General features: G+C 71.9%; 24 protein-coding genes and 1 rRNA gene. 18 read left to right on the top strand and 7 right to left on the bottom strand.

Annotation, left to right across the window (positions count from 1 at the left end; all coding sequences use genetic code 11):
• The first annotated feature begins 10 nt into the window (after positions 1–10).
• Positions 11–127: ribosomal RNA gene (gene rrf / locus CFN78_RS23515) — 5S ribosomal RNA — on the top strand.
• Between the two features lie 116 nt (positions 128–243).
• On the opposite strand, the gene CFN78_RS29305 is transcribed toward rrf, so the two are convergent.
• Complete coding sequence (locus tag CFN78_RS29305) at positions 244–633, bottom strand: hypothetical protein (RefSeq protein ID WP_165777676.1); 390 nt, start codon at positions 631–633, stop codon at positions 244–246.
• A gap of 531 nt (positions 634–1,164) precedes the next feature.
• Between CFN78_RS29305 and CFN78_RS23510 the strand changes: the two genes are divergently transcribed.
• From CFN78_RS23510 to CFN78_RS23475, 8 genes are all read left to right on the top strand, one after another.
• A complete protein-coding gene (locus CFN78_RS23510; RefSeq protein ID WP_240519643.1) occupies positions 1,165–1,848 on the top strand; it encodes a tetratricopeptide repeat protein in 684 nt (227 codons plus the stop codon).
• Positions 1,841–2,836 (top strand): HAD-IIA family hydrolase, encoded by a 996-nt coding sequence (locus tag CFN78_RS23505; protein WP_094865055.1) that lies wholly within the window; start codon positions 1,841–1,843, stop codon positions 2,834–2,836. Before CFN78_RS23510 ends, CFN78_RS23505 begins: the two co-directional genes overlap by 8 nt.
• Positions 2,837–2,916: 80 nt before the next feature.
• Positions 2,917–3,117: a hypothetical protein gene (locus tag CFN78_RS23500; protein ID WP_420807919.1), complete on the top strand. Its 201-nt coding sequence runs from the start codon at positions 2,917–2,919 to the stop codon at positions 3,115–3,117.
• 2 nt (positions 3,118–3,119) lie between these two features.
• A complete protein-coding gene (locus tag CFN78_RS23495) occupies positions 3,120–3,941 on the top strand; it encodes a TlyA family RNA methyltransferase (protein WP_094865053.1) in 822 nt (273 codons plus the stop codon).
• The gene (locus CFN78_RS23490; RefSeq protein ID WP_094865052.1) at positions 3,938–4,861 is read left to right on the top strand and encodes an NAD kinase; all 924 of its coding nucleotides are present in this window, start codon (positions 3,938–3,940) and stop codon (positions 4,859–4,861) included. The genes CFN78_RS23495 and CFN78_RS23490 overlap by 4 nt, the downstream gene beginning before the upstream one ends.
• Positions 4,862–4,964: 103 nt before the next feature.
• Positions 4,965–6,812 carry a DNA repair protein RecN gene (recN, locus tag CFN78_RS23485; protein ID WP_205660627.1) on the top strand — a complete coding sequence of 616 codons (1,848 nt, stop codon included), beginning with the start codon at positions 4,965–4,967 and terminating at the stop codon, positions 6,810–6,812.
• A 93-nt stretch (positions 6,813–6,905) separates the two neighbouring features.
• Complete coding sequence (gene steA / locus CFN78_RS23480) at positions 6,906–8,090, top strand: putative cytokinetic ring protein SteA (protein ID WP_094865051.1); 1,185 nt, start codon at positions 6,906–6,908, stop codon at positions 8,088–8,090.
• Positions 8,087–9,034: a copper transporter gene (locus tag CFN78_RS23475; RefSeq protein ID WP_094865050.1), complete on the top strand. Its 948-nt coding sequence runs from the start codon at positions 8,087–8,089 to the stop codon at positions 9,032–9,034. The genes steA and CFN78_RS23475 overlap by 4 nt, the downstream gene beginning before the upstream one ends.
• A gap of 48 nt (positions 9,035–9,082) precedes the next feature.
• Here the strand turns inward: CFN78_RS23475 and aroA are convergent, their stop codons facing one another.
• Positions 9,083–10,378: a 3-phosphoshikimate 1-carboxyvinyltransferase gene (gene aroA / locus CFN78_RS23470; protein WP_094865049.1), complete on the bottom strand. Its 1,296-nt coding sequence runs from the start codon at positions 10,376–10,378 to the stop codon at positions 9,083–9,085.
• Between the two features lie 102 nt (positions 10,379–10,480).
• Between aroA and CFN78_RS23465 the strand changes: the two genes are divergently transcribed.
• Both CFN78_RS23465 and CFN78_RS23460 read left to right on the top strand, forming a co-directional pair.
• Entirely contained in the window at positions 10,481–12,181 is a 1,701-nt protein-coding gene (locus CFN78_RS23465) for a CTP synthase (protein WP_094865048.1), read from the top strand.
• Complete coding sequence (locus CFN78_RS23460; protein WP_094865047.1) at positions 12,178–12,807, top strand: NUDIX domain-containing protein; 630 nt, start codon at positions 12,178–12,180, stop codon at positions 12,805–12,807. Before CFN78_RS23465 ends, CFN78_RS23460 begins: the two co-directional genes overlap by 4 nt.
• 43 nt (positions 12,808–12,850) lie before the next feature.
• On the opposite strand, the gene CFN78_RS23455 is transcribed toward CFN78_RS23460, so the two are convergent.
• Positions 12,851–13,378 (bottom strand): DUF1707 domain-containing protein, encoded by a 528-nt coding sequence (locus CFN78_RS23455; protein WP_094865046.1) that lies wholly within the window; start codon positions 13,376–13,378, stop codon positions 12,851–12,853.
• 163 nt (positions 13,379–13,541) lie between these two features.
• Between CFN78_RS23455 and xerD the strand changes: the two genes are divergently transcribed.
• From xerD to CFN78_RS23420, 7 genes are all read left to right on the top strand, one after another.
• Positions 13,542–14,477 carry a site-specific tyrosine recombinase XerD gene (gene xerD, locus CFN78_RS23450; protein ID WP_094865065.1) on the top strand — a complete coding sequence of 312 codons (936 nt, stop codon included), beginning with the start codon at positions 13,542–13,544 and terminating at the stop codon, positions 14,475–14,477.
• Between the two features lie 126 nt (positions 14,478–14,603).
• Complete coding sequence (locus CFN78_RS23445; protein ID WP_094865045.1) at positions 14,604–15,644, top strand: ParA family protein; 1,041 nt, start codon at positions 14,604–14,606, stop codon at positions 15,642–15,644.
• On the top strand, positions 15,641–16,057 hold the full coding sequence (locus CFN78_RS23440; RefSeq protein ID WP_094865044.1) for a cobyrinic acid a,c-diamide synthase: 417 nt from the start codon (positions 15,641–15,643) through the stop codon (positions 16,055–16,057). Before CFN78_RS23445 ends, CFN78_RS23440 begins: the two co-directional genes overlap by 4 nt.
• Entirely contained in the window at positions 16,057–16,980 is a 924-nt protein-coding gene (locus tag CFN78_RS23435; RefSeq protein ID WP_094865043.1) for a segregation and condensation protein A, read from the top strand. The genes CFN78_RS23440 and CFN78_RS23435 overlap by 1 nt, the downstream gene beginning before the upstream one ends.
• A complete protein-coding gene (scpB, locus tag CFN78_RS23430; protein ID WP_240519642.1) occupies positions 16,977–17,807 on the top strand; it encodes an SMC-Scp complex subunit ScpB in 831 nt (276 codons plus the stop codon). The genes CFN78_RS23435 and scpB overlap by 4 nt, the downstream gene beginning before the upstream one ends.
• Positions 17,797–18,537 (top strand): pseudouridine synthase, encoded by a 741-nt coding sequence (locus CFN78_RS23425; RefSeq protein WP_094865041.1) that lies wholly within the window; start codon positions 17,797–17,799, stop codon positions 18,535–18,537. Before scpB ends, CFN78_RS23425 begins: the two co-directional genes overlap by 11 nt.
• 5 nt (positions 18,538–18,542) lie before the next feature.
• Complete coding sequence (locus CFN78_RS23420) at positions 18,543–19,727, top strand: DUF1015 family protein (protein WP_094865040.1); 1,185 nt, start codon at positions 18,543–18,545, stop codon at positions 19,725–19,727.
• A gap of 4 nt (positions 19,728–19,731) precedes the next feature.
• Here CFN78_RS23420 and CFN78_RS23415 read toward each other — a convergent pair whose 3' ends face one another.
• From CFN78_RS23415 to CFN78_RS23395, 4 genes are read right to left on the bottom strand one after another with little or no spacing between them, the layout of a single operon-like run.
• Positions 19,732–20,712 (bottom strand): hypothetical protein, encoded by a 981-nt coding sequence (locus CFN78_RS23415; RefSeq protein WP_094865039.1) that lies wholly within the window; start codon positions 20,710–20,712, stop codon positions 19,732–19,734.
• Positions 20,709–21,164, bottom strand: a complete 456-nt coding sequence (locus tag CFN78_RS23410; protein WP_133116429.1) for a hypothetical protein — start codon at positions 21,162–21,164, stop codon at positions 20,709–20,711. The genes CFN78_RS23415 and CFN78_RS23410 overlap by 4 nt, the downstream gene beginning before the upstream one ends.
• Positions 21,157–24,237, bottom strand: coding sequence for a hypothetical protein (locus CFN78_RS29600; protein ID WP_205660626.1), 3,081 nt, complete (start codon positions 24,235–24,237; stop codon positions 21,157–21,159). Before CFN78_RS29600 ends, CFN78_RS23410 begins: the two co-directional genes overlap by 8 nt.
• Positions 24,237–24,593 (bottom strand): hypothetical protein, encoded by a 357-nt coding sequence (locus tag CFN78_RS23395; RefSeq protein ID WP_094865037.1) that lies wholly within the window; start codon positions 24,591–24,593, stop codon positions 24,237–24,239. The genes CFN78_RS29600 and CFN78_RS23395 overlap by 1 nt, the downstream gene beginning before the upstream one ends.
• Between the last annotated feature and the right edge of the window lie 20 nt (positions 24,594–24,613).

Raw genomic sequence — 24,613 nt, 5'->3', positions numbered from 1 at the left:
TTCACAGAGTTACGGCGGTCATAGCGGCGGGGAAACGCCCGGTCCCATTCCGAACCCGGAAGCTAAGCCTGCCAGCGCCGATGGTACTGCACCCGAAGGGGTGTGGGAGAGTAGGACGCCGCCGAACACCCTTTCCAAAGGGCCCGTTAGGGTTGCCAGTTGGCTCCCCTAGCGGGCCCTTTGTGCGTCTGCATGAAGTTTTCGGTGGTAGGAGGAGACGTGTCCGGGTTCGATCGGCGTAACTCAAGTGATGATCGGGAGTCGGATCGTCCGCGTCGCGACGACTCGCGCGAAGGTGGCTCCCGCCCGCAGGGTGGCCAGGCCGGCAGGCACAACACCGGCGACCGCCGGGATCGCGCGCCTCGGCGGGATGACCGTGGCGGCCAGTCCGGCGGCGGTTCCCGTGGCGGTGGCTGGGACAAGAAGCCCGCCGCCCGCGACGGTGGGTACCGATCCGGCGACCGGGATCGCGGCAAGCCATCGGGTGACCGTTCCCGCTCCGAGGATCGTCGCGGCGGCGGTTTCCGCGGCGACACCGGCGGTGGTGCTCCCCGGACCGGACGGCCCCAGGCTGGACGTCCGCAGGGAGGCCGCCCTCAGGGGGGCAACAGCCGCGACGATCGACCGGGCCACGGCCGGGACGATCGTCGGTCCGGTCCCCGCGACAGTGGCGGCCCGCGACGGGATGGGCGCCCCCCGTTCCGCAAGGACGGCGACGCCCCCCGTGGTCCCCGCCGCGATGACCGTGGCGCGCCTCCGGCACGTGGCGAGCATCGGCCAGACCAGCGCCCTGGACGACCGGACGACCGCCGCGGTGGTTTCCGGGACAACGCGCGGGACAACACGTCGTCAGGTCCGCGCCGCGACGACCGGCCTGCCTTCCGCAAGGACCGGAACACCGACGGCCCTCGCGGCCCGCGCCGCGACGACCGGGACGGAGACCGTCAGCGCGAGGATCGCCGCCCTGCCCGCGCCCAGGGTGACCGGTCCGCACGCGACGATGACCGTGGCCGCTCCGACGATCGCCGGGCAGGCCCCCCTCGCCGGGACTCCGCACCCCGGCGGGACAGTGCCCCCCGCAGGGACAGTGCCCCCCGCAGGGACAGTGCCCCCCGCAGGGACAGTGCGCCCCGCGCCGGCGACCGTCCGATCGACGACGACTCGATGGCACGGGAACTGCTCGAAGCGCCGGAACTGCCCGAGGGCATCGAATTCTCCGAACTCGACGAGGAGGCACGACGCGACCTGCGGACACTGCCGAAAGCGCTCGCGGAGACGGTCGGGAAGCATCTGATCGCGGCCGGTGGCCTGCTCGACTCCGACCCGGACAGGGCGCTGCTGCACGCGCAATACGCCAAGGCCAAGGCGTCCCGGGTACCGGTGGTCCGCGAGGCGCTCGGCCTCGTCGCCTATCACAGCGGACGCTGGCAGGAAGCGCTGTCCGAGCTTCGGGCGGTGCGCAGGATGACCCGCACCGACACTCACCTCGCGGTGATCGCCGACGCCGAGCGCGCCATCGGCAGGCCGGAACGCGCCCTGGACCTCACCAAGGAGGCGAACCTCGAGGCACTGCCGAAGGCGATCCAGATCGAGCTGAAGATCGTGGCGGCAGGTGCGCGGCGGGACATGGGTCAGCTCGACGCCGCCGTGGTGTCCTTGCAGGGCAAGGATCTGGACGACAAGCTCCGCGAACCGTGGAGCGCGCGCCTGTTCTACGCCTACGCCGACAACCTGGCGGCCGTCGGCCGGGCCGAGGAGGCTGTGCAGTGGTTCCTGCACGCCGCCGACGCGGACGTCGAGGACGAGACCGACGCACCCGAACGCGCCGCGGAGATCGCCGATGAGTGATGCCCTGCTGGATCGCTACGGTGCCGTGCTGCTCGACCTCGACGGCACGGTCTACCACGGCAGCAGGCCCATCCCGGGTGCGGTGGAAGCCGTCTCGGCCGCGCGCGAACGTGGTGTGGCCGTCCGGTACGTCACCAACAACGCCTCGAAATCACCGGACGACGTCGCCGGCACGCTGACCGGGATGGGACTGCCCGCCGAGGCGACCGAGGTGCGCACGAGTTCACAGGCGGCCGGACGGCTGCTCGCGCAACGGCTTCCCGCCGGCGCGACGGTGCTCGTCGTCGGCGCGCGGGCGCTGGAGGACGAGGTGCTCGCCGCGGGCCTGCGACCGGTACGCGAGGCGGGCGAGGACGTCACCGCCGTGGTCCAGGGGCATTCGCCGGACACCGGCTGGGTGGACCTGGCCGAGGCGTGCCTCGCCGTCCGGGCCGGGGCTCTGTGGGTCGCCGCGAACGTCGACGCGACCCTGCCCGCCGAGCGTGGCCTGCTGCCGGGCAACGGGTCAATGGTCGCCGCGCTGCGGACTGCCACCGACAGCGAGCCACTGGTCGCGGGCAAGCCCGCGCCACCCCTGTTCCACGCGGCGGCCGCCGACACCGGGGTCCCCCTGGTGGTCGGCGACCGGCTCGACACCGACATCGCCGGAGGCATCGCGGCCGGGTACGACACTCTCGTCGTGCTGACCGGTGTGGCGACTCCCGCGTCCGTGCTGGCCGCGGTCCCCGGCGAACGGGCTCACTACATCGCCGCGGATCTCGGCGCGCTGGGCGCGACCGTCGCGGAGCTGGCGGTCGGGCCCCAGCCGGGCTGGGACGTCGCCGCCTCCGGCGGGACACTGACCGTCAGCGGGGACGGCGGCCCCGATGACGACCCGCTGGCACTGCTGCGGGCGCTATGCTCCGTCGGCTGGCGGGACGGGACGACGACGGTCCGCCCGTCCGGCGACGCGGCCGCCGCGGCACTGGACCGGCTCGGCCTGGGCTGAGCCCGCAGCGCCCAGCACGGGCGATCAGCTAGCGTTGAGGGGTGCAGGAGCAGAACGACGCCGTCCCGGCCCCGCGTCCCGTGCCAGGGCCGCCCCCCGTGCGCCCGGCGGACCCGGAGGAGCAGGCCCGCCCCCAGGACACCGATCCCTGCGCCGGGGTCGACGAGGCGGTCGCCGGTCTCGGTGACCTCGACAACCTCCCGCTCGCCGAGCACGTGGAGCGTTTCGACGCCGTGCACACCGAGCTGACCGTCGCGCTCTCCAGCATCGACAGGGTGTAGCCGTGGCCCGCAGGGCGCGACTGGACGCGGAACTCGTCCGCCGTCGCCTGGCCAGGTCCAGGGAGCACGCCAGCGCTCTCATCGCGGACGGCAAGGTGAGCGTTGGCGGCATGGTCGCCGCGAAGCCCGCCACCGGGGTCACCCCGGACGTGGCGATCGTGGTGCGCGACGAGGACGATCCGGGCTGGGCCTCCCGGGGGGCGCACAAACTGCTCGGCGCGCTGGCCGCCTTCGGCCCGGAGGGCCTGACCGTGGCGGGCAGGCGCTGCCTCGACGCGGGCGCCTCCACCGGCGGGTTCACCGACGTCCTGCTGCGCCACGGCGCGGGCACCGTGATCGCCGCCGACGTCGGCCGTGGCCTGCTGGACTGGCGGTTGCGGACCGACGACCGGGTGGTGGTGCTGGATCGCACCAACGCGCGCGGCCTCACCCCGGAGCAGCTCGGGGGGCCGGTCGAGGTCGTCGTCACCGACCTGTCGTTCATCTCGCTGCGCCTGGTGCTGCCCGCACTGGCAGCCTGCGCGCTGCCGGAGGCCGACCTGGTGCCGATGATCAAGCCGCAGTTCGAGGTCGGCAAGGACCGGCTCGGCAGCGGCGGCGTCGTCCGCGATCCCGTACTGCGGGCCGAGGCGGTGCGATCCGTCCTCGCCGAGGCGGCGAAGTCGGGGCTGCGCACCCGGGGTGTCGCGGCCAGCCCGCTGCCGGGCCCGTCCGGCAACGTGGAGTACTTCGCGTGGCTGCGCAAGGAAGACGCCGATCAGTCCACTATGGACCGGGACGTGGACGAGCTGGTCTCGGACGCAGTCCGGGAGGGACCGCAGTGAGCACGAACGACGGCACACCCGGGCGGCGAGAGGTACTGCTCGTCGTGCATCCCGACCGGGACACCACCAGGGCGGCGGCCAGGGAGGTCGCGTCCCGGTTCGCCGGGGCAGGCATGCGGCTGCGGGTGCTCGACCCGGACGTGCGCGACCTGATCGGGCCGGACGACGCGCCGTGCACCGTCGTCGCGCCCGAGGACAACCCGGCGGCGGGCGTGGAACTCGTGTTCAGCCTCGGCGGCGACGGCACCCTGCTGCGTGCCGCCGAACTGGCCCGCCCGGCCGCGGTCCCGGTGCTGGGCGTCAACCTCGGCCGGGTCGGTTTCCTGACCGAGGCGGACTCCGACGCACTGACCGACACCGCGGAGCGCGTCGTCGACGGCCGCTACCACGTCGAGGAACGAATGACCGTCGACGTGACGGTCACCGTCGACGGCGGGACGGTGCAGCGCACCTGGGCGCTCAACGAGGCGAGCGTGGAGAAGAAGACCCGCGACCGTGTCCTGGACGCGCTGATCGAGGTCGACGGCAGGCCGGTGTCGTCCTTCGGCTGCGACGGCGTGCTCTGCGCGACCCCGACCGGCTCCACCGCCTACGCGTTCTCCGCGGGCGGCCCGGTGATCTGGCCGGACGTCGAGGCGCTGCTGGTGGTGCCGAGCAACGCGCACGCCATGTTCTCCCGGCCACTGGTGGTGTCGCGTACCTCGGTGATCACCGTGCAGATCGACCCGGACGGTTCCGCCGCCGTGCTGACCTGCGACGGTCTCCGGCACATCGAACTGCCGCGTGGTGCACGGGTCGAGGTGGTCTGCGGCACGGTCCCGGTCCGGCTTGTCCGGTTGTGGAACGGGCCGTTCACCGATCGGCTGGTGCACAAGTTCGCGCTTCCGGTGAAGAGCTGGCGAGAGCGTCACGCCAGGTAGAACACGTGTGCGAACGATCATCCGCGGGAAAGAACCGTGCGAACGGTCCGGATACGGAGGGATCGGGCGTGCGGAGTCGGTGCGGGGCACTACGGTTGGACCCGTGCTGGCCGAGATGCGTATTCAGGGCCTCGGAGTGATCGAGGACGCCCTGCTCGAACTTGACCGGGGATTCACGGTGGTCACCGGGGAGACAGGCGCGGGCAAAACAATGGTCGTCACCGGATTGCATTTGCTGTCCGGCGGCAGAGCCGAGGCCTCGCGGGTCCGGGTCGGCGCGGGCAAGGCCCTCGTCGAGGGCCGGTTCGCGGGGCTGGAGGGCGAGCAGGTCGCCGGGATCATCACCGACGCGGGCGCCGAACCGGACGAGGACGGCAGCGTCATCGCGCTGCGGTCCGTCGGCTCCGACGGCCGGTCCCGCGCGCACCTGGGCGGCCGGTCCGTCCCGGTGGGGGTGCTCTCCGAACTGTCCGAGCAGCTGCTGGCCGTGCACGGCCAGAACGATCAGCTCCGCCTGCTCCGGCCCGCCGAGCAGCGGGCCGTCATCGACCGGTTCGCGGGCGAGACGGTCGGCGCGCCGCTGGCCGAGTACCGCCGCGTCCGTACCGAGTGGATCGAGATCGCCACCGAGCTCGCCGAGCGGTCCGGCCGGTCCCGCGAACTCGCCCAGCAGGCCGACATGCTGCGCCACGGGCTCACCGAGATCGACTCGGTGGAGCCGAAGCCGGGGGAGGACGCGGAACTCACCGAGCAGATCAAACGGCTCGCCGCGGTGGACGAGCTGCGGGCGGCGGCGGGGGAGGCCCAGTCGGCCGTCTCCGGTGCCGCCGACGGTGATCCGGACGTGCCGGGCGCGCTCGGCCTCATCGCGGAGGCGCGCAGGCGCCTGTCCTCGGTGGAGGACGCCGCGCTGCGCGATCTGGAGCCACGGCTGGCCGAGGCCGCGGTACTGCTCACCGACGTGGGCAGTGAGCTCGGCGCGTACCTGGACGGACTCGACGCCGATCCGGAGAAGCTGGAGCAGGTGCTCGCCCGGCAGTCCGATCTGAAGAAGCTGACCCGCAAGTACGCGGCCGACGTCGACGGCGTGCTTGCCTGGGCCGAGGACGCCAGGCAGAAACTGTCCACGATGGACACCTCGGACGAGGCGCTGGCCGAGCTGGCCCGCCGCCGCGACGAACTGGGTACCGAACTTGCCAACCACGCGGCCGCGCTCTCGGCGGCCAGGAAGACGGCCGCGGCCGAACTCGCCGAGGAGATCACCGCCGAGATGTCCGGTCTGGCCATGGGACAGGCCGGGATCGACGTGATCGTCAGTACGCGCGCTGCCGAGAAGGACGACCCGCAGACGCTGGAGATCGGCGGCGAGCAGGCACACGCCGGACCGGACGGGGTCGACGAGGTGGAACTCCTCCTGCGTGCGCACTCCGGTGCCCCCGCGCTGCCGGTGCACAAGGCGGCCTCCGGCGGCGAGCTCTCCCGGGTGATGCTCGCCATCGAGGTGGTCCTCGCACACGCCGACACCGTGCAGACCCTCGTCTTCGACGAGGTGGACGCCGGAGTCGGCGGCCGGGCCGCGGTGGAGATCGGCCGCAGGCTCGCCCGGCTCGCCCGCAGCCACCAGGTGCTGGTGGTGACCCATCTCCCGCAGGTGGCCGCGTTCGCCGACCGTCACCTGGTCGTGGACAAGGGGATCGACTCCGACCACATCACCCGCAGCGGGGTACGCGTGCTCGCGCAGTCCGAGCGAGTGCTCGAACTGTCCCGGATGCTGGCCGGGATGGACGACACCGCCACCGGGCGTGCGCACGCCGAGGAACTGCTCTCGGCCGCGGTCGCCGACAAGGAGGCGGCGGAGAACGGGAAACACCACCGGCGCGCGGCACAGCGGAAGAAGAAGGCCGGCGCGCCGAAGAAGGCACCGGAATCGGGCCGCGGAGACGGGAAATGATCGGCCCGGAGTAACCGTCCCGGCCGGATAAACCACTCTCCGCTTCGGCGTGGCGACCGCGCCCGGCCGTGTCCGTTTGTCACCATCGGTGCCATGAAGCTCACCGGGTTGCTCGCACGGAACACCGAAACCCTGCCCGGCGTGAACGGCGTCGCCAGGGTCGATCGGCGGACCAGGGAGCTCCTGCGGCGGATCAGTCCGGGCGACATCGTCGTTCTCGACCAGCTCGACCTGGATCGGGCCACGGCCGATGCGCTGGTGGAGGCCGAGGTCGCCGGGGTGGTCAACGCCTCGCCGTCGATCTCCGGCCGCTTCCCCAATCTCGGCCCGGAGATCCTGGTCGGTGCCGGGATCCCGCTGATCGACGGCGTCGGTGGCGAGGTGCTGCGCGCGGTCAAGGACGGCAGCAGGCTCCGGTTGCTCGACGGCGTCGTCTACTCCGGCGACAAGAAGCTCGCCGAGGGCACCCCGCAGTCACCGGAGAGCATCGCCGACCAGATGATCGAGGCGAAGGCCGGAATGTCGGCCCAGCTCGAGGCGTTCTCGGCCAACACCATCGAGTTCCTGCGCCGGGAGCGCACCCTGATCCTCGACGGTGTGGGCGTGCCGGACGTACGGATCCCGATCCAGGACCGGCACGTGCTCGTCGTCGCGGCGGGCAAGGGGCACATCGAGGACCTGCGGGCCCTGAAGAAGTACATCGCCGAGCACCGTCCCGTCCTGGTGGGTGTGGACGCGGGCGCCGACACGCTGCGCGCGCAGGGGTACGAGCCGGACATCATCGTCGGCGACCCGAACGGCATCCAGGCGGAGACCCTGAAGGGCGGCGGTGAGGTCGTCGTCCCGGCACAGCCGGACGGGCACGCCCCCGGCGTCGAGCGTATCCAGGACCTCGGCATCGGCGCGGTCACCTTCCCGGCGTCCGGCAACGCCGAGGACCTGGCGCTACTGCTGGCAGACACGCATCAGGCGAGCCTGGTCGTCACCGTCGGATTCCAGGCGACGCTGCAGGAATTCCTCGACCACGGTCGTTCCGGATCCAACCCGTCCACCTTCCTCACCCGGCTGAAGCTCGGCACCAAACTGGTCGACGGCAAGGCGGTCGCCACACTGCACCGCAGCCGGGTGTCGGTCGGCGCGATCATCTTCCTGGTCGTCGCCGCCATCGTCGTCGTGATCGCGGCCCTGCTCGTGTCCGACGTCGGCGACGTCTACCTGGACTGGGCCAAGAACACCTGGAACTCGTTCACAAGCTGGGTCAAGGGGCTCTTCACGTGATTTCTCTGCGCTACCACATCGTTTCCATCGCCGCGGCCTTCCTCGCGCTCGCCATCGGCGTCGTCCTCGGATCGACGGCGCTCAACGGATCCCTGCTGTCCGGGCTGTCCGACGAGAAGAGCGACCTCGGCAGGCAGGTCGCCGACCTCGAAGCCGAACGCAACGCGCTCAACGCGCGCCTGTCCGACGCGGACGCCTTCGCGGGCTCGGTCGGTCCCAAGGCCGTGGCCGGTCAGCTCGACCAGCGCACCGTCGTCCTGGTCACCACCGAGGACGCCAAGCCCGCGGACCGCGACGCGGTCAAGGAGCTCATCACGAAATCGGGTGCGACGGTGACCGGCGAGGTCCAGCTCACCGAGGCCTTCGCGGACCCGTCGAAGTCCGACCAGTTGCGCGAGATCGTCACCCGCCTGCAGCCCGCGGGCGCCCAGTTCCCCACCGCCGGCGATCCGGGCACCCTCGCCGGTGCGCTGATGGGCACGACCCTGCTGCTGAACAAGGATTCCGCGCAGCCACAGTCCACTCCGGACGAGCTGGCCGCGGCCCTTGGCGGGCTGACCGACGGCGGTTTCGTCAAGCCCAGCGCCGACGTCAAACCCGCTCAGCTCGCGCTGGTGCTCACCGGCGGCAAGGCGGCGGGTGACGGCGCGGGGGACCGGGCGGCGACCATCGGCCGTTACGCCGCGCAGCTCGACCGTTCCGGCGCGGGAACGGTACTCGCCGGGGGCCCCGGCTCGGCCGACGGCACCGGCTCGATCGGTGTCGTCCGCGCGGACACCTCCGCGACGTCGATCCTGTCCACTGTGGACAACACGGACACCAGTGCCGGCCGGGTGGTCGCCGTGATGGCACTGCGCGAGCAGCTCGAGGGCGGCGCCGGCCGTTACGGAACCGCGGGTAATGCCCAGGGGCCGGCCCCCGGCGTCAACCAGGCCGGAAGCTAGCCACCGCGAGACGTCGAGGTATTGCGGCTCGGGCGGTCTGCGGGCGGGTCAGTCGGACGTCCGGGTGACCAGGGTGTCCCAGGCGGAGACGAAGCCGGGGAAGGTCTTGCCGACGGTCGCCGGGTTCTCGACGAGGACGCCGGGTATCCGCAGCCCCAGCACGGCGCCCGCCATCACCAGGCGGTGGTCGTCGTAGGTGTGGAAGGTGCCGCCGCGCATCGGCGCGGGAATGATCCGCAGGCCGTCGGCGGTATCGGTGACGTTCGCGCCCAGGGCGGACAGTTCCGCGGCGAGCGCCGCGAGCCGGTCGGTCTCGTGGCCACGCAGGTGTGCCACCCCGGAGATCTCGGACGGCCCGTCCGCGAAGCACAGCAGCGCAGCCACGACCGGCGTCAGCTCGCCGACCTCGTGCAGATCGAGGCTGACGCCCGGAATCTCACCCGTACCGGTGACGGTGAGCCCGTCCGGTCCGAGTTCGGCGGAGCCGCCGAGCTCGGTCACCAGACTGCGCAGCCAGTCACCCGGCTGGGTGGTCTCCGCCGGCCAGCCCTCGACGTGGGTACTGCCGCCCGCCGCCAGTGCCGCCACCACGAACGGCGCCGCCGTGGACAGATCCGGCTCGACGACGTACTCGGCCAGCGCCAGATCCGCCGCCGGCACGTGGAACCGGGAGCCGTCCCGCTCCGGCGCCGCACCGAACCGGCGCAGCAGATCCAGCGTCATCGCGATGTGCGGCTCGCTCGGGGGAGCGCCACCGACCAGGCGCACGGTCACGCCCTCGCCGAACCCGGGACCGGCCAGCAGCAGGGCCGACAGGAACTGGCTGGAGGCCGAGGAGTCGAGTTCGACCGCACCCCCGCGCAGGCCGCCACGGCCGCGCACGGTGAACGGGGGCGCACCGCGTCCGCCGTCGTCGATGTCGGCACCCAGCCCGGTCAGCGCGCCCAGCAGCGGGGCCAGCGGTCGCCGCCGGATCGCCTCGTCGCCGTCGAACCGCACCTCCCGGGTGCCCAGCGCCGCCAGTGCGGGCGTGAAGCGGGCGACCGTGCCCGCGTTGCCCAGCGCGATCCCGGCGGTTCCCCGGCCCGCTGAGACGGGCGTGACGCGCACGTCGGCACCGGTCTCGGCGTGCCCGCCGCCCAGCGCGCCGATCGCGGCGAGCATCAGCCGCGTGTCGCGGGAGACCAGGGGATCGCGCACCAGCGTCGGCGAACCGGCGAGCGCGGCCAGGACGTACGCGCGATTGGTGATCGACTTCGAGCCGGGAACCCGGACCCGGCCGTTGACCGGTCCGTCCGCGACCGGCGCCGTCCAGGTGTCCTGCTGTGCGGTTGCCTCGGGCACGAGCCCCTCTTTCGTCTCTTTCGGCGGTCCGATGGTGTCGATCCAACCACGACGGCGAGGTTAGGCGAGCGCGTCCGGGAGCGTGCGATAAGGTGAAAGCCCGTGGGACTTCAGCCGCGGTCAACCAAGTATGTCTTTGTCACTGGAGGCGTCGCCTCCTCTCTGGGTAAGGGGCTCACGGCGTCAAGCCTGGGACAACTCCTCACCGCTCGTGGGCTCCGGGTCACGATGCAGAAGCTCGATCCCTACCTGAACGTGGATCCGGGCACCATGAACCCGTTCCAGCACGGCGAGGTGTTCGTCACCGAGGACGGCGCCGAGACCGATCTGGACATCGGCCACTACGAACGATTCCTCGACCGTGACCTGTCCGGCACGGCGAACGTGACCACCGGACAGGTGTATTCGGAGGTCATCGCCAAGGAGCGCCGGGGCGAGTACCTCGGCGACACCGTGCAGGTCATTCCGCACATCACCGACGAGATCAAGAACCGGATCATGGCGGTCGCCGACTCGGACGGCACCGGTCACCGTCCTGACGTGGTGATCACCGAGGTCGGTGGCACGGTCGGCGACATCGAGTCGCTGCCCTTCCTCGAGGCCTGCCGCCAGGTACGCCACGACGTGGGCCGGGACGCCTGCTTCTTCCTGCACGTCTCGCTGGTGCCGTTCCTGGCTCCCTCGGGCGAGCTCAAGACGAAGCCGACCCAGCACTCGGTCGCGGCGCTGCGCAACATCGGCATCCAGCCGGACGCGCTGGTGTGCCGGGCCGATCGGGACCTGCCGGACGACCTCAAGCGCAAGATCGGCCTGATGTGCGACGTCGACACCGAGGCGGTGATCGCCTGCCCGGACGCCCCGTCGATCTACGACATCCCGAAGGTGCTGCACACCGAGGGTGTCGACGCCTACGTCGTGCGCAGGCTCGGCCTGCCGTTCCGCGACGTCGACTGGACGGTGTGGGGCGACCTGCTCGACCGGGTGCACAACCCCGGCGAGACGGTCAGGGTGGCGCTCGTCGGCAAGTACATCGACCTGCCGGACGCCTACCTGTCGGTGACCGAAGCCCTGCGGGCGGGCGGTTTCGCGCACCGCGCCAAGGTGGAGATCAAGTGGGTCGCCTCCGACGAGGCCACCACCCCGGCCGGTGCCGCCGCAGCACTGTCCGATGTGGACGGTGTGCTCGTTCCCGGCGGCTTCGGCGTCCGCGGTATCGAGGGCAAGATCGGCGCCATCGCCCACGCTCGTACCCGTGGGCTTCCGGTGCTGGGCCTGTGCCTCGGCCTGCAGTGCATGGTGATCGACGCCGCCCGCAACCTGGCCGGTATCGAGGGCGCGGGTTCGTCCGAGTTCGACGAGGCCACCGAGCATCCCGTCATCTCCACGATGGCCGACCAGCGCGACGTCGTGGCGGGGGAGCGGGACATGGGCGGCACCATGCGGCTCGGCGCCTACCCGGCGAAGCTGCGGCCGAACTCGCAGGTGGCCCTCGCCTACGGCACCCGTGAGGTGTCCGAGCGGCACCGGCATCGCTACGAGGTGAACAACGCCTACCGCAAGCGCCTCACCGACGCGGGACTGGTCATCTCCGGCACCTCGCCGGACGACCGGCTGGTGGAGTTCGTCGAGCTGCCGAAGGACACCCACCCGTTCTTCGTGGGCACCCAGGCGCACCCTGAGCTGAAGAGCCGTCCGACGCGGCCGCACCCGCTGTTCGACGCGTTCGTTCGCGCCGTGGTCGCCTACCGCACGGCGGACCGTCTGCCGGTGGAGCTGCCCGAGGTCCAGGCCGCCGCCCGATGAGCGAACCCGGAACGCACGAGTTCACCGTGGTGTCCACACAGGACATCCACATCGGCCGGGTGGTCGGGCTGCGTGTCGACGAGGTGGCGATGCCGGGCGGCACGACGGCTCGGCGCGAGGTGACGGAGCACCTCGGTGCGGTGGGCGTCGCCGCGGTGGACGCCGAGGGCGCCATCACGCTCATCCACCAGTACCGGCACCCGCTCGGCCGGAGGCTGTGGGAGCTGCCGGCCGGGCTGGTGGACCATCCCGGCGAGGACCCGGTGGCGGCCGCGCAGCGTGAGCTCGTGGAGGAGGCCGGCCTGGCCGCCGCTCGCTGGGACACGCTCGTGGACGTCGCCACCTCGCCCGGCTTCACCGATGAGGTCGTGCGCGTCTACCTCGCCCGCGAGGTGTCCGAAGTGGACAGAGAGGTGCTCGGGGAGGAGGAGGCCGATCTGGTGATCCGGCGCTTCCCGCTGGCCGAGGCCGTCGAGATGGCACTGGCGGGGGAACTGGTCAACGGGGCCACCGTCAGCGGGGTGCTCGCCGCGCACGCGGTGCTCTCCGGAGCGGTACAGGCGCGTCCTGCCGACGCGCCGTGGCGGGACCGCCCGTCCGCTTTCGCCGCCCGCATCCGGGACTGACGCCGGCGTCCGCCGGTGCCGGGATGGTGCCGGCGGACGGCCCTCAGTCGCGGAGTTTACGACCCAGCGAGTCGACACCGCCGTTGGCCAGCAGGATGACACCGTCGATCACCGGCCAGATCGCACCGACCCCGAAGGTGAACAGCACGACCAGAAGCTGTGCGATGGCCATCCCGGCGTGCCCGGTGTAGAACCGCCCGGCGCCGAACGGCAGCAGGATCTGCAGGACGCCGGCGGCGACCTTGGACTTGTGCGACTGCGGCAGCGGCGGCATGGCCGCCAGTCCCATCGGCGGTGGGTACATCGGCTGGTTCGGATAGCCGTACGGCGCGGGCGGGAACGGGGGCTGCGCCGAGGGCGGCGGCCGCAGGAACGCGGGCGCCGGGTCGGGCAGGTCGTCGAACAGCGGCCGCATGTCCGCCCGCGTCGCCGCGGCGATGGCGGCGGCCACCCGCAGTTCGTACTCGTCCACGTCCAGCCTGCCCTCGGAGAAGTGCTCACCGAGGGCGCGCGCGGCCTCGTCGCGCTCGTTCGTGCCGATACGCAGGGAGTCGTCGGGATCCGCGGCCATGTACCAACGGTATCCCAGAACGACGACGGGCCGTGGACGTGCGATCGGCTCCCCGCCGCTCATCCGCCCGCGGAACCGAGGGCCGGCGCCCGGGCCCTGCCGGTGGTTCCCGGCGCGAACACCGCGACCATGGAATCGCAGGACAGGGCCTAGGGTGATCCGCGTGGCACAGGCCGGCGGTGCGGACGTGGAGCGGGTCGTCGGCGCGTACCTGGACCATCTCGCCGTCGAACGCGGCACGGCACGCAACACGCTGGACGGGTACGCCCGGGACCTCCGCCGCTACCGCGAGTACCTGGCGCGGCGCGGAATCGCCGCCATCACCGGGATCGCCCCGGCCGACGTCACCGGGTTCGGCGTGGCACTGCGCACCGGGGACGACGGGCACCGCGCCCTCGCCCCCTCGTCGGCCGCCCGCGCGCTGGTGGCGGTGCGCGGCCTGCACCGCTTCGCCCACGCGGACGGGATCACCGAGCACGATCCGGCCCGCGACATCCATCCGCCTTCCCAGGCGAAACGGCTGCCCAAGGCGCTGCCGGTGGACGAGGTGCTGCGGCTGCTGGCCATGCCAGGAACCGAGGGCGAACGGGCGATACGCGACAGCGCGCTGCTGGAGCTGCTGTACTCCACGGGGGCGCGGATCTCCGAGGTGGTCGGCCTGGACGTCGACGACATCGACGAGGAGGAGCGCACCGTCCTGCTGGACGGCAAGGGCGGCAAGCAGCGCATCGTCCCGGTGGGCAGGCCCGCGATCGAGGCCGTGCGCGCCTACACCGTGCGCGCCCGCCCGTCCCTGGCCCGCAACGGCCGGGGCACCCCGGCGCTGTTCCTCAACGCCCGGGGCGGGCGGCTGTCCCGGCAGAGCGCTTGGCAGGTGCTCAAGACCAACGCCGAGCGGGCGGGTCTGTCCGCGGCCGTCTCCCCGCACACCCTGCGGCACTCGTTCGCGACCCATCTCATCGAGGGGGGAGCGGACGTGCGCGTGGTCCAGGAGCTCCTCGGGCACGCCTCGGTGACCACCACGCAGGTGTACACACTGGTCACGGTGAACACGCTGCGCGAGGTCTACGCGACGGCACACCCCCGCGCGCTGGGCTGACCGGACCCCGTCGCAGGGCCCGGACGAGCCGAAACACTCGGGCGGGCCCCGGCGAGCCGCTTTGCCGGGGCCGCCACGGCCCGAATAGGCTGCGCTCGTCAGAGCCGAACAAGGAGCCTTCGCGCCATGTCGACATTCCAGCCGCCGGCGAGCTCGGCCGTGCCCACCGGTTCGGCCCCGGCCACCCCCGGCGACCCCGAGCCCGCAGACCCCGACGCGGCTGCCGGTGGCCGGGCCAGGGAACGCGGCGCACCAGGCAGGTCCGCACGCTCGTCCGCCCCGTCCGGGTCCGCCCGGGCCGAGGACAGGACGGTGCCCGGTAGGCCCATGGACAAGAACGGGCTCGGCCCCACCGGGCGTGAGTACCGCGAGGTGCCCGAACCTCCCGCACTGGACAGGCACGGCCCGGCGAAGATCATGGCGATGTGCAACCAGAAGGGCGGCGTCGGCAAGACGACGTCCACCATCAACCTGGGGGCCGCGCTCGCCGAGTGCGGGCGCAGAGTGCTGCTGGTGGACTTCGACCCGCAGGGCGCGCTGTCGGTCGGCCTCGGCATCCAGCCGCACGAGCTGGAGACCACCGTCTACAACGTGATCATGGAGCGTTCGGTCGAGGTCGCGAGCGCGCTGCGGCAGACCAAACTGGACAACGTCGACCTGCTGCCGAGCAACATCGACCTGTCCGCGGCGGAGGTGCAGCTCGTCGCCGAGGTCGGCCGCGAGCACACTTTGCTCAGGGTGCTTCGACCGGTGATGGATCACTACGACTATGTTCTTGTCGACTGCCAGCCGTCGCTGGGACTTCTCACCGTCAACGCGCTCACCGCCGCTGACGGTGTGATCATCCCCCTGGAGTGCGAGTTCTTCAGTTTGCGTGGTGTGGCGTTGCTGATCGACACCATCGAGAAGGTGCGCGAGCGGCTGAACCCCAAACTGGACATCACCGGGATCCTCGCGACCATGTTCGACCCGAGGACCCTGCACTCGAAGGAGGTCATGGCGCGCGTGGTCGAGGCATTCGGAGACACCGTGTTCGACACGGTGATCAACCGCACCGTGCGGTTCCCGGAGACCACGGTGGCCGGTGAGCCGATCACCAAGTGGGCACCGAAGTCCGCCGGAGCGGCGGCCTACCGTGCGCTCGCCCGTGAGGTGATCGCGCGGTGAGCAGGCGAGCCTCCCTGCCCGGAGCGTCGGAACTCTTCTTCCGCAGGACCAGCGGTTCCACGGATCCGCTGTCCAACCTCGACGAGGCCGCCGGCGCGAACGGCGGGTCCGGCGCCCGTGAGGCCGAGCCCGCACAGCGACGTCTCAGCTCGGGGGCGGCCGCCAGGCCGGGATCCGGCAGGCAGAAGCACGACGCCAAGATCACCGTCTACGTCTCCGGCGACGAACTGCTCGCCATGGAGCAGGCGCGCCTGAACCTGCGGGCCAAGCACGATCTCGTGGTCGACCGGGGGAGGCTGGTCCGGGAGGCCGTGGCCGTGCTGCTGGGCGATTTCGAGGCACACGGCGAGGACTCGGTCCTCGTCCAGCGTCTGCGCGCCGACGCGGCGGACGCCGAGGAAGCCGACGGCTGATGAACGGCGCCGAACCGGTCGAGGAGGCGCCGCCCCCGCCGGACCCGGCAGCCGAGACCGTGAACACCGCGGACACCGCGGAGGGAGCCGGTGCCACCGGTCCCGAGGAGGCGGACCACGCCTCGCCGAGATTCCAGGTCCGGCTGGCCAACTTCGAAGGCCCGTTCGACCTGCTCCTGCAGCTCATCTCCCAGCACCAGCTCGATGTCACCGAGGTGGCGCTGCACCAGGTCACCGACGACTTCATCGCCTACACCCGGACCCTCGGTGCCGAGTGGGACCTCGACGAGACCACCGAGTTCCTGGTCATCGCGGCGACCCTGCTCGACCTGAAGGCGGCCCGGCTGCTGCCCTCGGCGGATGTGGAGGACGAGGACGACCTCGCGCTGCTGGAAGCGCGGGACCTGCTGTTCGCGCGCGTCATGCAGTACCGGGCGTACAAGCAGGTCGCGGCGCTGTTCGCGGAGCTGGAGGCCGGTGCGCTGCGCCGGTACCCGCGTTCGGTCTCGCTCGAGGAGCGCTACACCGGCCTGCTGCCGGAGGTGATGCTGGGCGTGAGCCCGGAGATGTTCGCGGAGGTCGCGGTCTCGGTGTTCCGGCCGAAGCCGCCGCCGATGGTGTCACTGGACCACCTGCACGCGGGCAGGGTGTCGGTGCGCGAGCACGCCGCCGTCCTCCGGCTGAAGCTGGCGGAGAAGGGGAACGCGACCTTCGGTGAGCTGGTCGCCGACTGCGAGCACACCCTCGAGGTCGTCGCCCGCTTCCTCGCGCTGCTGGACCTGTACCGGGAGGCCACGGTGACCTTCGAACAGGCGGACGCGCTGGATGAGCTGCGCGTGCGGTGGACCGGGGGCTCGCACGCGGAGGCCCTCGCCGCCGCCGAGGCCGACCGGGCGAGTATCGACGACGAGGAGTACGGGTGAGCCCAGCAGATTCCGAGCACCCGGGACCGGAGGCGGACGCTCCCGTCTCCGCCCGCTTGCCGCGGGAGCCGGTGGCGGTGGAGCCGGAGGTCACCGAGGACGCCGTGGCCACCATGGACGTCGACGCCGAAGCGGAACCCCCCGCCGGCCCCGGCTTCGAGGACGGCGGCACCGGTGCGCCGGAGCCCGCGCTCCCCGGGCCCCCGCCGCCGGAGGAGGACATCGGTGCCTCGCTGCCGGGCGAGGACCCGGTTGCCATGGAACACAGCGGTACCGCGCCCGACCTGAGCGGGCACGCCGAACTGGAGGCGGCGCTGGAGGCACTGCTGCTGGTGGTGGACTCGCCCGCCAACGAGGAGTCGCTCGCCGGTGCACTGGACCAGCCCGTCGACCGGGTCACCGAGGCGCTGCGCACCATGGCGAGCGACCTGACCGACCGGAACAGCGGCATCGACCTGCGGCGGATCGGCGAGGGCTGGCGGTTCTACACCCGCGACACCTTCGCCCCGTACGTCGAGAAACTCCTGCTGGACGGTCAGCGCGCGAAGCTGACCCGTGCCGCCCTGGAGACGCTCGCGGTGATCGCGTACCGTCAGCCGGTCACCCGTGCGCGGGTAGCCGCGGTGCGTGGCGTGAACGTCGACGGTGTCATCCGGACTCTGCTCGCTCGCGGCCTCATCGAGGAGACCGGCACGGACTCCGAGACGGGTGGCACCCTGTACGTGACGACCGAGCTGTTCCTGGAACGGCTCGGGTTGTCGTCGCTGAGCGATCTGCCCCCGATCGCGCCGTTGCTTCCCGAAGTGGACTCGATTGATGACATCTGACTCGCCCGAAGGTATCCGCCTGCAGAAGGTCCTCGCCCAGGCCGGTGTGGCCTCCCGCCGCGCCTCCGAGGACCTCATCGCCCAGGGCCGGGTGAAGGTCGACGGCAGGACCGTCCGCGAGCAGGGCACCCGGGTGGACCCGGAACTCGCCGTGATCCACGTCGACGGGGGCCGGGTGATCCTTCGCGACGACCAGATCTACCTGGCACTGAACAAGCCCCGGGGCGTGCACAGCACGATGGACGACGACCAGGGCCGTCCCTGCGTCGGCGACTACGTCCGGGACAGGCAGGAGCGGATGTTCCACGTCGGCAGGCTGGACGCCGACACCGAGGGCCTGCTGCTGCTCACCAACGACGGCGATCTCGCCCACCGGTTGATGCACCCCTCGTACAACGTGCTCAAGACCTACCTCGCCGAGGTGGACGGCATCGTCGCGCGCGGTCTCGGCAAGGAGTTGCGCGCCGGGATCACGCTCGAGGACGGGCCGGTCAAGGCGGACGAGTTCCGCGTCAAGGACATGCAGGCCGGTAAGACGCTCGTCGAGATCGTCCTGCACGAGGGCCGCAAGCACATCGTCCGCAGGCTGCTGGCCGAGGTGGGCCACCCGGTGCGCAAGCTGGTCCGTACCGCGATCGGCGACGTGCAGCTCGGCAACGGCAAACCCGGCTCCATCCGGCGGCTGAACCGGCAGGAAGTGGCCTCGCTGTACCGCTGCGTCGGCCTGTAGGCCCGGTGACCGGCTGGGTGCGCCCGATCGAGGACGGCTGGGTGGTCCGCGGGGACGTGCCCGGCCCCGACGTCGACGAGTTCGCCGAGCCGGAACGGGTGACGGCCGCACTGGCCCGGCCCGGTGCCGCCGCACGCACCCTGCTCGCGGTGCAGCATCCGCACCGCACTCCCGCCGCCCGCGCCGCCGGTCTGGACCTGACGGCCGCGCTGCCCGGCGCTCGCGACGTGCTCGCCCTGCTCCGGCGGACCGCCTACCGCCCGGTGTCCCGAGTCCTCGCCCCGTACCAGGTGGACGGGCCGGACGGTGCCGCGATCGGCGTGCTGGCGATGGTGGACCCGGCGGCCGTCGACGCCGAGGGGGTCCGCCACGTACGCCACGGCGAGCAGGTGTATCCCGAGGTGGTGGCCGAGCGTGCTCAGGTCCTCTCCGGCCTTGGTTGCGCGACGAGCGCCGCGATGCTGGTGCCGGTATCGGACGCGGCCGCACTGACCACGAGGCTGCGCCGCGTCATCGCGGACGCGGGCTCAGCGGCTGTGTCCACTGTGGACTCCAGCGGCCGGAGGCATCGGGTCTGGCTGCTCGGCCCCGGACCGGAGCAGGACATCGTGCTCGCGGCGGCCTCGGCACATCCGCTGATGGTCGCCGACGGCAACCACCGGGTGGCCGCCGCGGCCGCCGCCGGACTCGACGGCCTGCTCGCGCTCGTCACCGCCGGGCCGGGCCTGCGGGTCGGGGCATTCCACCGGGAACTCACCGGCACCGGTCTCGGCGCGGACGAACTGCGCTCGGCATGGCGCCGTCTCGGCGTCGACGTGCGCGAGGCCGGGCCCGCCGGGGCGCGACCGCCCGGGGCACCGGGGTCGGTCGTCGTCCGCTGCGGCGACCGCACCCTGCTGCTGCGGCTTCCACCACCGGACGGCGGTGAATCCGTACCGCGTATCGATCACGCCGTCGTGGAAAACCTGTTGCTGGACAAGGCTTTGGGCATCGATCCGGAGGGCCCGCTGGTGCGGCCGCTTCCCGCAGGGCGAGAGCCGGGGGAAGCGGCCGACGCGGTGATCATGATCGCTCCGGTACCTCTCGGCGACGTCCGGGCGGTGCACGCCGCGGGCATGCGGATGCCGCGCAAGAGCACCTACTTCACGCCGAAGCCGCGCAGCGGCCTGGTGCTGGCCGAGCTGGGCTGAGCACTCAGGCCGTGAGCACGCCGCGTCGCACCGGACGCACCTCCGGGCGCACGTCGGTGAGCTCGGAGCGGGGCACGATCGTCCGCCATATCCGGTAGTCCACCTCGGTCAGGCCGAGTTGCTCGGCGACCTCGTAGTTCTGGCCGAGGAAGTGCACGACCGCTTCCTGGGGGCCGAGGTCGACGAGTTCGAAGGCGGCACCGCGCCAGGCGCAGAGCTGCCTGCGATAGGTCAGCTCGTCGGTCTGCGCGTCCAGGACGACCAGACTCCGGGTGCCCTCGCGCTCGGTGAAGTCGGGCGGTGCGGGCGTTCCCGGCATCGGGTGCAGGGTGACCTGGCCGGTGTCCGGGCCGAAGTCGGCGTCGAAGTCGAGACCCCGGTAACGGGCGGTGAGGCCACGGCGCACGGTCGGCCGCAGCGAGATGGGGCCGCGCCACCACGTCGCGGGTCCGAAGGAGGGACTTCCGGTACGTACCCAGCCGAGCTGCCGGTGCACGTACTTGCCGACCCGCAAGGACGTGCCGTCGGCGTCGATGCGCCACATCTCGGTGCCCGCGGCGATCTCGGTCAGTTCCATGAAGTACTCAGGGATCGTGTGCTCGGAACTCGGCGTGTACCCGGTGCCCACGAACGGGGCCGGGTAGATCACCGGACTGTTCATCCGCTGCGCGCCCTCGGCGTTCTGCCCGCCGAACGAGGTGGTGTACAGCATTTCGGTGCCCGCGCGGAAGCGCAGCACGTAGACCGGGCCGCCCACGGGCCAGCCGGGGATCTTGTCCAGCCCGTACGCCTCGGCCAGTTCCCCCGCCGTGCCGCTGGGAAGGTCCTTCATCCGGGAGACGAATCCCGCGACGCGGTGCGCCTCGAAGCGCCCGGGCACGATCACGTTGCCGAGATGCAGCTCCGCGAGCGCGGGGTGCACGAACTTCTGCAGGATCGTCGTCGGGGCGATGCCGGCCGGTCGCCGGTCGTGTGCCTCGGTCATGCGTCACGCCTCTCTGTGCGTCCGGTCAGCAAGTCCTTGCGCTCCACGTAGAACTCCTCGACCTCGTCGACCGGGAAGGTGCCGAAGTGGCCGTCGTACTGGTTGCCCCGCAGTCCGTGTTCCCGGGCCCACGCGATGTCGCCACCCTGCCAGTACCCGCTGACCCGCCCGTCGTCGCCGAAGCCGGTGACCAGGAAGGTCTGGCCCTTCCACACGAAGTACATCCGGTCCGAGTAGAGGGCGTCGAGTTCATCTCGGTGGACGATCCGTTCGTAACGTTCGCCCCCGGGCCGCGGGGTGAAGCCGGTCAGGCCGGAGACGTCCTCGCCCGGCTGGGTCCACAGTTTCCGGCGGTTCGGTTTGCTGCGGTCACTGGTGTCGCGCAGCGCCAGGAAACGGCGTCCCTGGAACACCCCCACTGTTTCGTTGTGCAGGAAGGGAAGCTCAGCCATTGTTCACCGGCCTCCAGCCGTGGTCCCGCGTGTAGACCCCGTGCAGCGATTCGTTGCCGTCCCGGTCCAGTCGCCAGATCTCGGCGCGCTCGCCGAACGAGTTGCCCTGCGACACCCACTCCGGGACGCCACCGCTGGTGGAACCCGTGCCGGTGAACGGGGCGTCGCCACGTCGCGGCTCGTCCATGCCCGCACGATCGGCGATGTGCTGTGCCGCCTGGTCCCTGGCGGCCGCGTCGGCAGGGGAGGCGTCCCCGTTCGATTCGCCACCGTAGGGCACGAACATCCGGTCGCCGTCGTCACCGAGCTGCCAGCGCAACTGGTATGCCTCGTTGGCGTCCGCCGGGATCGGCGACCAGGACCGCTCACCCGCCGCGACGCTCGCCGAGTCGTCCAGGCCGAGGCCGTGCCGGAGGTCGGCCGGGTTGTTGATGTCCACCACATCGGAACCGCGCGCCACCGAACCGCCGAGCGTGCCCGGGTCCACATGGTTCGCCGGGTCCACCCGGTTGTTCATGTAGTTGTCCAGGGCCTGCTCGTTGAGCACCTTGGTCATGATCCGGTCGTCGCCCGGCGTGATCTTCTCCCGGGCGTCCTGGACGAAGTCGGACTCGGCCTGGGTGAGTTCGTGCGTCGGACGGGAGGCGAGGTCGTTGTAGCGATCGACCTCCTCCTGCGAGCCGAGGTTGTCCAGCAGTTCCTGCTGGGCGTTCGGCCCGTCGTTGCGCATGGCCTCCTCGTCGAAGACGGGCTCGCGCTCCTCGTCGGTCAGGCGCTCGCTGTCGCCGTCGTCCGGCGGGCCGCCCGCGTCCTCGTCGGACCGCTCGCCCGTCTCGCCGCCGTCGTCGGACCGCTCGCCGTCGGCTCCGCCATCGGTCCGGTCGTCGGTCTGCTCGTCGGTCTGCTCGCCGCCGTGCTCGCTGGACTCACTGCCGTCCTGTTGGTCGTCGGCTCGCTCGCCGTCGTTCCGGTCGCTCTCGTTCCGGTCGCCCTCGTTCGCACGGTCGTCGTGGCCGTCACCGGTCTGGTCGTTCCGGCCGTCCTCGGTACCGCTGGGCCGTTCGGTGCCCGGTTCCCCCCGGCCGGAATCCTCGCGTGCGGTGTCGCCGCGGCCGGGCCCGTCCTCGCGGGAGGACGCCTCCGTGCCGGAACCGCCAGGGGTCCGTTCGCCGCCGCCGGATTCGCCGTCCGGTACTCCGCCACCGGGCTGGCGTTCCTGCCCGGCTCCGGAACCGTTGTCACCGCCCGATTCCGTGGTGCCGCCACCGCCCTCCGGTGCGGCGTGCCTGCCGGACTCGCCACCACCGGCTGGGGACGAGGACTCCGCGCCACCCGGAGTGGAGCCACCGGACTCTCGGGACGAGGTACCACTCTCGCCCGCGGTGCCGCCGGAGCCACTGTCGCTGACACCGCCGCCCGATGTCGGGCCACTGCCGTGCCCGCCTGCCGTGCCTCCGCCGGAACTGCCGCCACTGCCGGAGCCGCCGGTCTCGCCCGCGGAGGAGGGGCCGCCGGTCGAGCCGGAACCGCCTGCCGGGCCCGCCGAGGAGCCCTCGCCGCCGAAGCCGCCGCTGCCGCTCGTGCCGCTACCGGCCGAGCCGGAGCCGCTGCCACCCGCGGTGCCGCCGCCGTCACCAGGGCCGCCGCGGTCACCGGGGCTGCCGCCGTCACCGGGGCCGCCCGACGGCCCGGAGCCACCGGTCGATCCTGCCGCGGAGCCGCCACCCGAGCCATCGGTGCTGCTGCCGGGACCCGAGCCGCCGCCGGAACCGGAACCGGAGCCGGCATCGGGACCCGAGCCGCTACCGCTTCCCGATCCGTCGCCGGAGCCGCTGCCCGAGCCGTTGCCTGAGGTCGAACCGGCATCGGAACCGGAGCCGCCGCCGCCGGAGCCGGGGGTCGAGCCGGAACCGCTGCCAGTGCCGGAGCCGCTTCCCGAGCCGCTGCCTGAGCCGTCGCCCGAACCCGAGCCGCTGCCGGAGCCCGAGCCGGAACCGCTGCCAGTGCCGCTGCCGCTGCCAGTGCCGCTGCCGCTTCCCGAGCCGCTGCCGGAGCCCGAGCCGGAACCGCTGCCAGTGCCGGAGCCGCTTCCCGAACCACTGCCCGAGCCGCTGCCGGTACCGGAGCCGCTGCCGGTACCGGAGCCGCTGCCAGTGCCGGAGCCGCTGCCGTTACCCGAACCACTGCCCGAGCCGTCGCCCGAACCCGAGCCGCTGCCGGAGCCCGAGCCGGAACCGCCGCCGGAAGTGGCGTTGTGGTGGGCACTCGCCGCGCCGCTGGCCACGCCGGAGGCGCCGCTGCGAACGCCCGCGGCTCCCTCCCCGACGCTGTCGGCGCCGCTCTTGATGTTGGCGACACCCTCACCGGCTTCGTTGCCGACGTTGATGAGGTCGTTGACGCTGTCCACATCGCGCAGCTTCGACAGGGCGGAACCGACCTGCTGGACGCCGGTGATGATCTGCTGGGCACCGTCGATGATCGCCTTGATGCCCTCGATCAGTTCCATGATCGCGTTGTAGATCTGGATGCCGTCGTAGACGAGCTTGACCGCGCGCCCCCAGCCGACGACCGGGATGGGCAGCATCGCCGCCGCCTCGATCAGCTTGTTGACGAGCATCTCGATCAGCTGCAGAGCCTGATCGCAGGCGCGCTTGGAGCCTTCGGCGACCTTGTTCAGCGCCATGCCGATGAGCTTCGCCGCCTGTGCGTCGACCTCGATGGAGATCGTCCACTCGTTGGCGATGAGGTCGCTGAAGGCGTCGGCCCCGGGCCCGGTCCAGTGCGGGGCGAGCTGTTCGAGTCCCGCGTTGAGGTTGTTGCGGACGGCCTGCAGTGCGTCGCAGACGTTCTCCCACTGGGCGCCCTGTTCGGCGATCTTCTCGAAGTCACCGGTGATCGGTTCGATGACGGACTCGACGAGACTTTCGCCCACGACCTGTTGCCACACCCAGTTGACGGCCTGGACCTGGAAACCGGCCTCGCGGATAGCGTCCTCGACGGTCGGGCCACCGGCGGTGTCGGGAGCGGCGTTGAGGATCGCGATGGGGTCCTCGGCGTCGGCGTACGCGGTCATCAGGCCGCACCGCCCAGCGTCGGTGCGTCCTTGGCCGAGTCGACCTTGCCGGCGACGGTGTTCAAAGTGGAGGTGTGCCCGGCTTCGCGCTTCTCGTACGACTCCGCGGCCGAGTCCAGATTGGTCTGGACCTTTGCGAGCTTGTCGCCCGCGGACTGCAGCGCGTCGGTGTACAGGCCGATGATGCCGTCCACAATGGGCACCAGCAAGGACAGCAGGCCGGTGAAACCACTGGTGTCGCCGCCCTTGTCGGAGGCGTGCTGCTTGATGGTCTGGAAGTGCTGGTTACTGCGCTCCAGCAGGCCGCTGTATCCCCGCAGCTCTTCCGGCTCGACCTGAAAACCTCCGCCTGGCACCCCAGCCACCCCTTTGAACC

The organism is Amycolatopsis antarctica, from assembly GCF_002262875.1.
Lineage (GTDB): Bacteria > Actinomycetota > Actinomycetes > Mycobacteriales > Pseudonocardiaceae > Amycolatopsis > Amycolatopsis antarctica.
This window is presented reverse-complemented; position numbering and strand designations above follow the sequence as displayed.

Bases quoted from the DNA above. Each gene is read 5' to 3' on its own strand.
- CFN78_RS23510 (WP_240519643.1), top strand. From the start codon at position 1,165: ATGGCACGGGAACTGCTCGAAGCGCCGGAACTGCCCGAGGGCATCGAA.
- CFN78_RS23505 (WP_094865055.1), top strand. From the start codon at position 1,841: ATGAGTGATGCCCTGCTGGATCGCTACGGTGCCGTGCTGCTCGACCTC.
- steA (WP_094865051.1), top strand. From the start codon at position 6,906: ATGAAGCTCACCGGGTTGCTCGCACGGAACACCGAAACCCTGCCCGGC.
- CFN78_RS23460 (WP_094865047.1), top strand. From the start codon at position 12,178: ATGAGCGAACCCGGAACGCACGAGTTCACCGTGGTGTCCACACAGGAC.
- CFN78_RS23455 (WP_094865046.1), bottom strand. From the start codon at position 13,378: ATGGCCGCGGATCCCGACGACTCCCTGCGTATCGGCACGAACGAGCGC.
- CFN78_RS23445 (WP_094865045.1), top strand. From the start codon at position 14,604: ATGTCGACATTCCAGCCGCCGGCGAGCTCGGCCGTGCCCACCGGTTCG.
- CFN78_RS23435 (WP_094865043.1), top strand. From the start codon at position 16,057: ATGAACGGCGCCGAACCGGTCGAGGAGGCGCCGCCCCCGCCGGACCCG.
- CFN78_RS23425 (WP_094865041.1), top strand. From the start codon at position 17,797: ATGACATCTGACTCGCCCGAAGGTATCCGCCTGCAGAAGGTCCTCGCC.
- CFN78_RS23415 (WP_094865039.1), bottom strand. From the start codon at position 20,712: ATGACCGAGGCACACGACCGGCGACCGGCCGGCATCGCCCCGACGACG.
- CFN78_RS23410 (WP_133116429.1), bottom strand. From the start codon at position 21,164: ATGGCTGAGCTTCCCTTCCTGCACAACGAAACAGTGGGGGTGTTCCAG.
- CFN78_RS29600 (WP_205660626.1), bottom strand. From the start codon at position 24,237: ATGACCGCGTACGCCGACGCCGAGGACCCCATCGCGATCCTCAACGCC.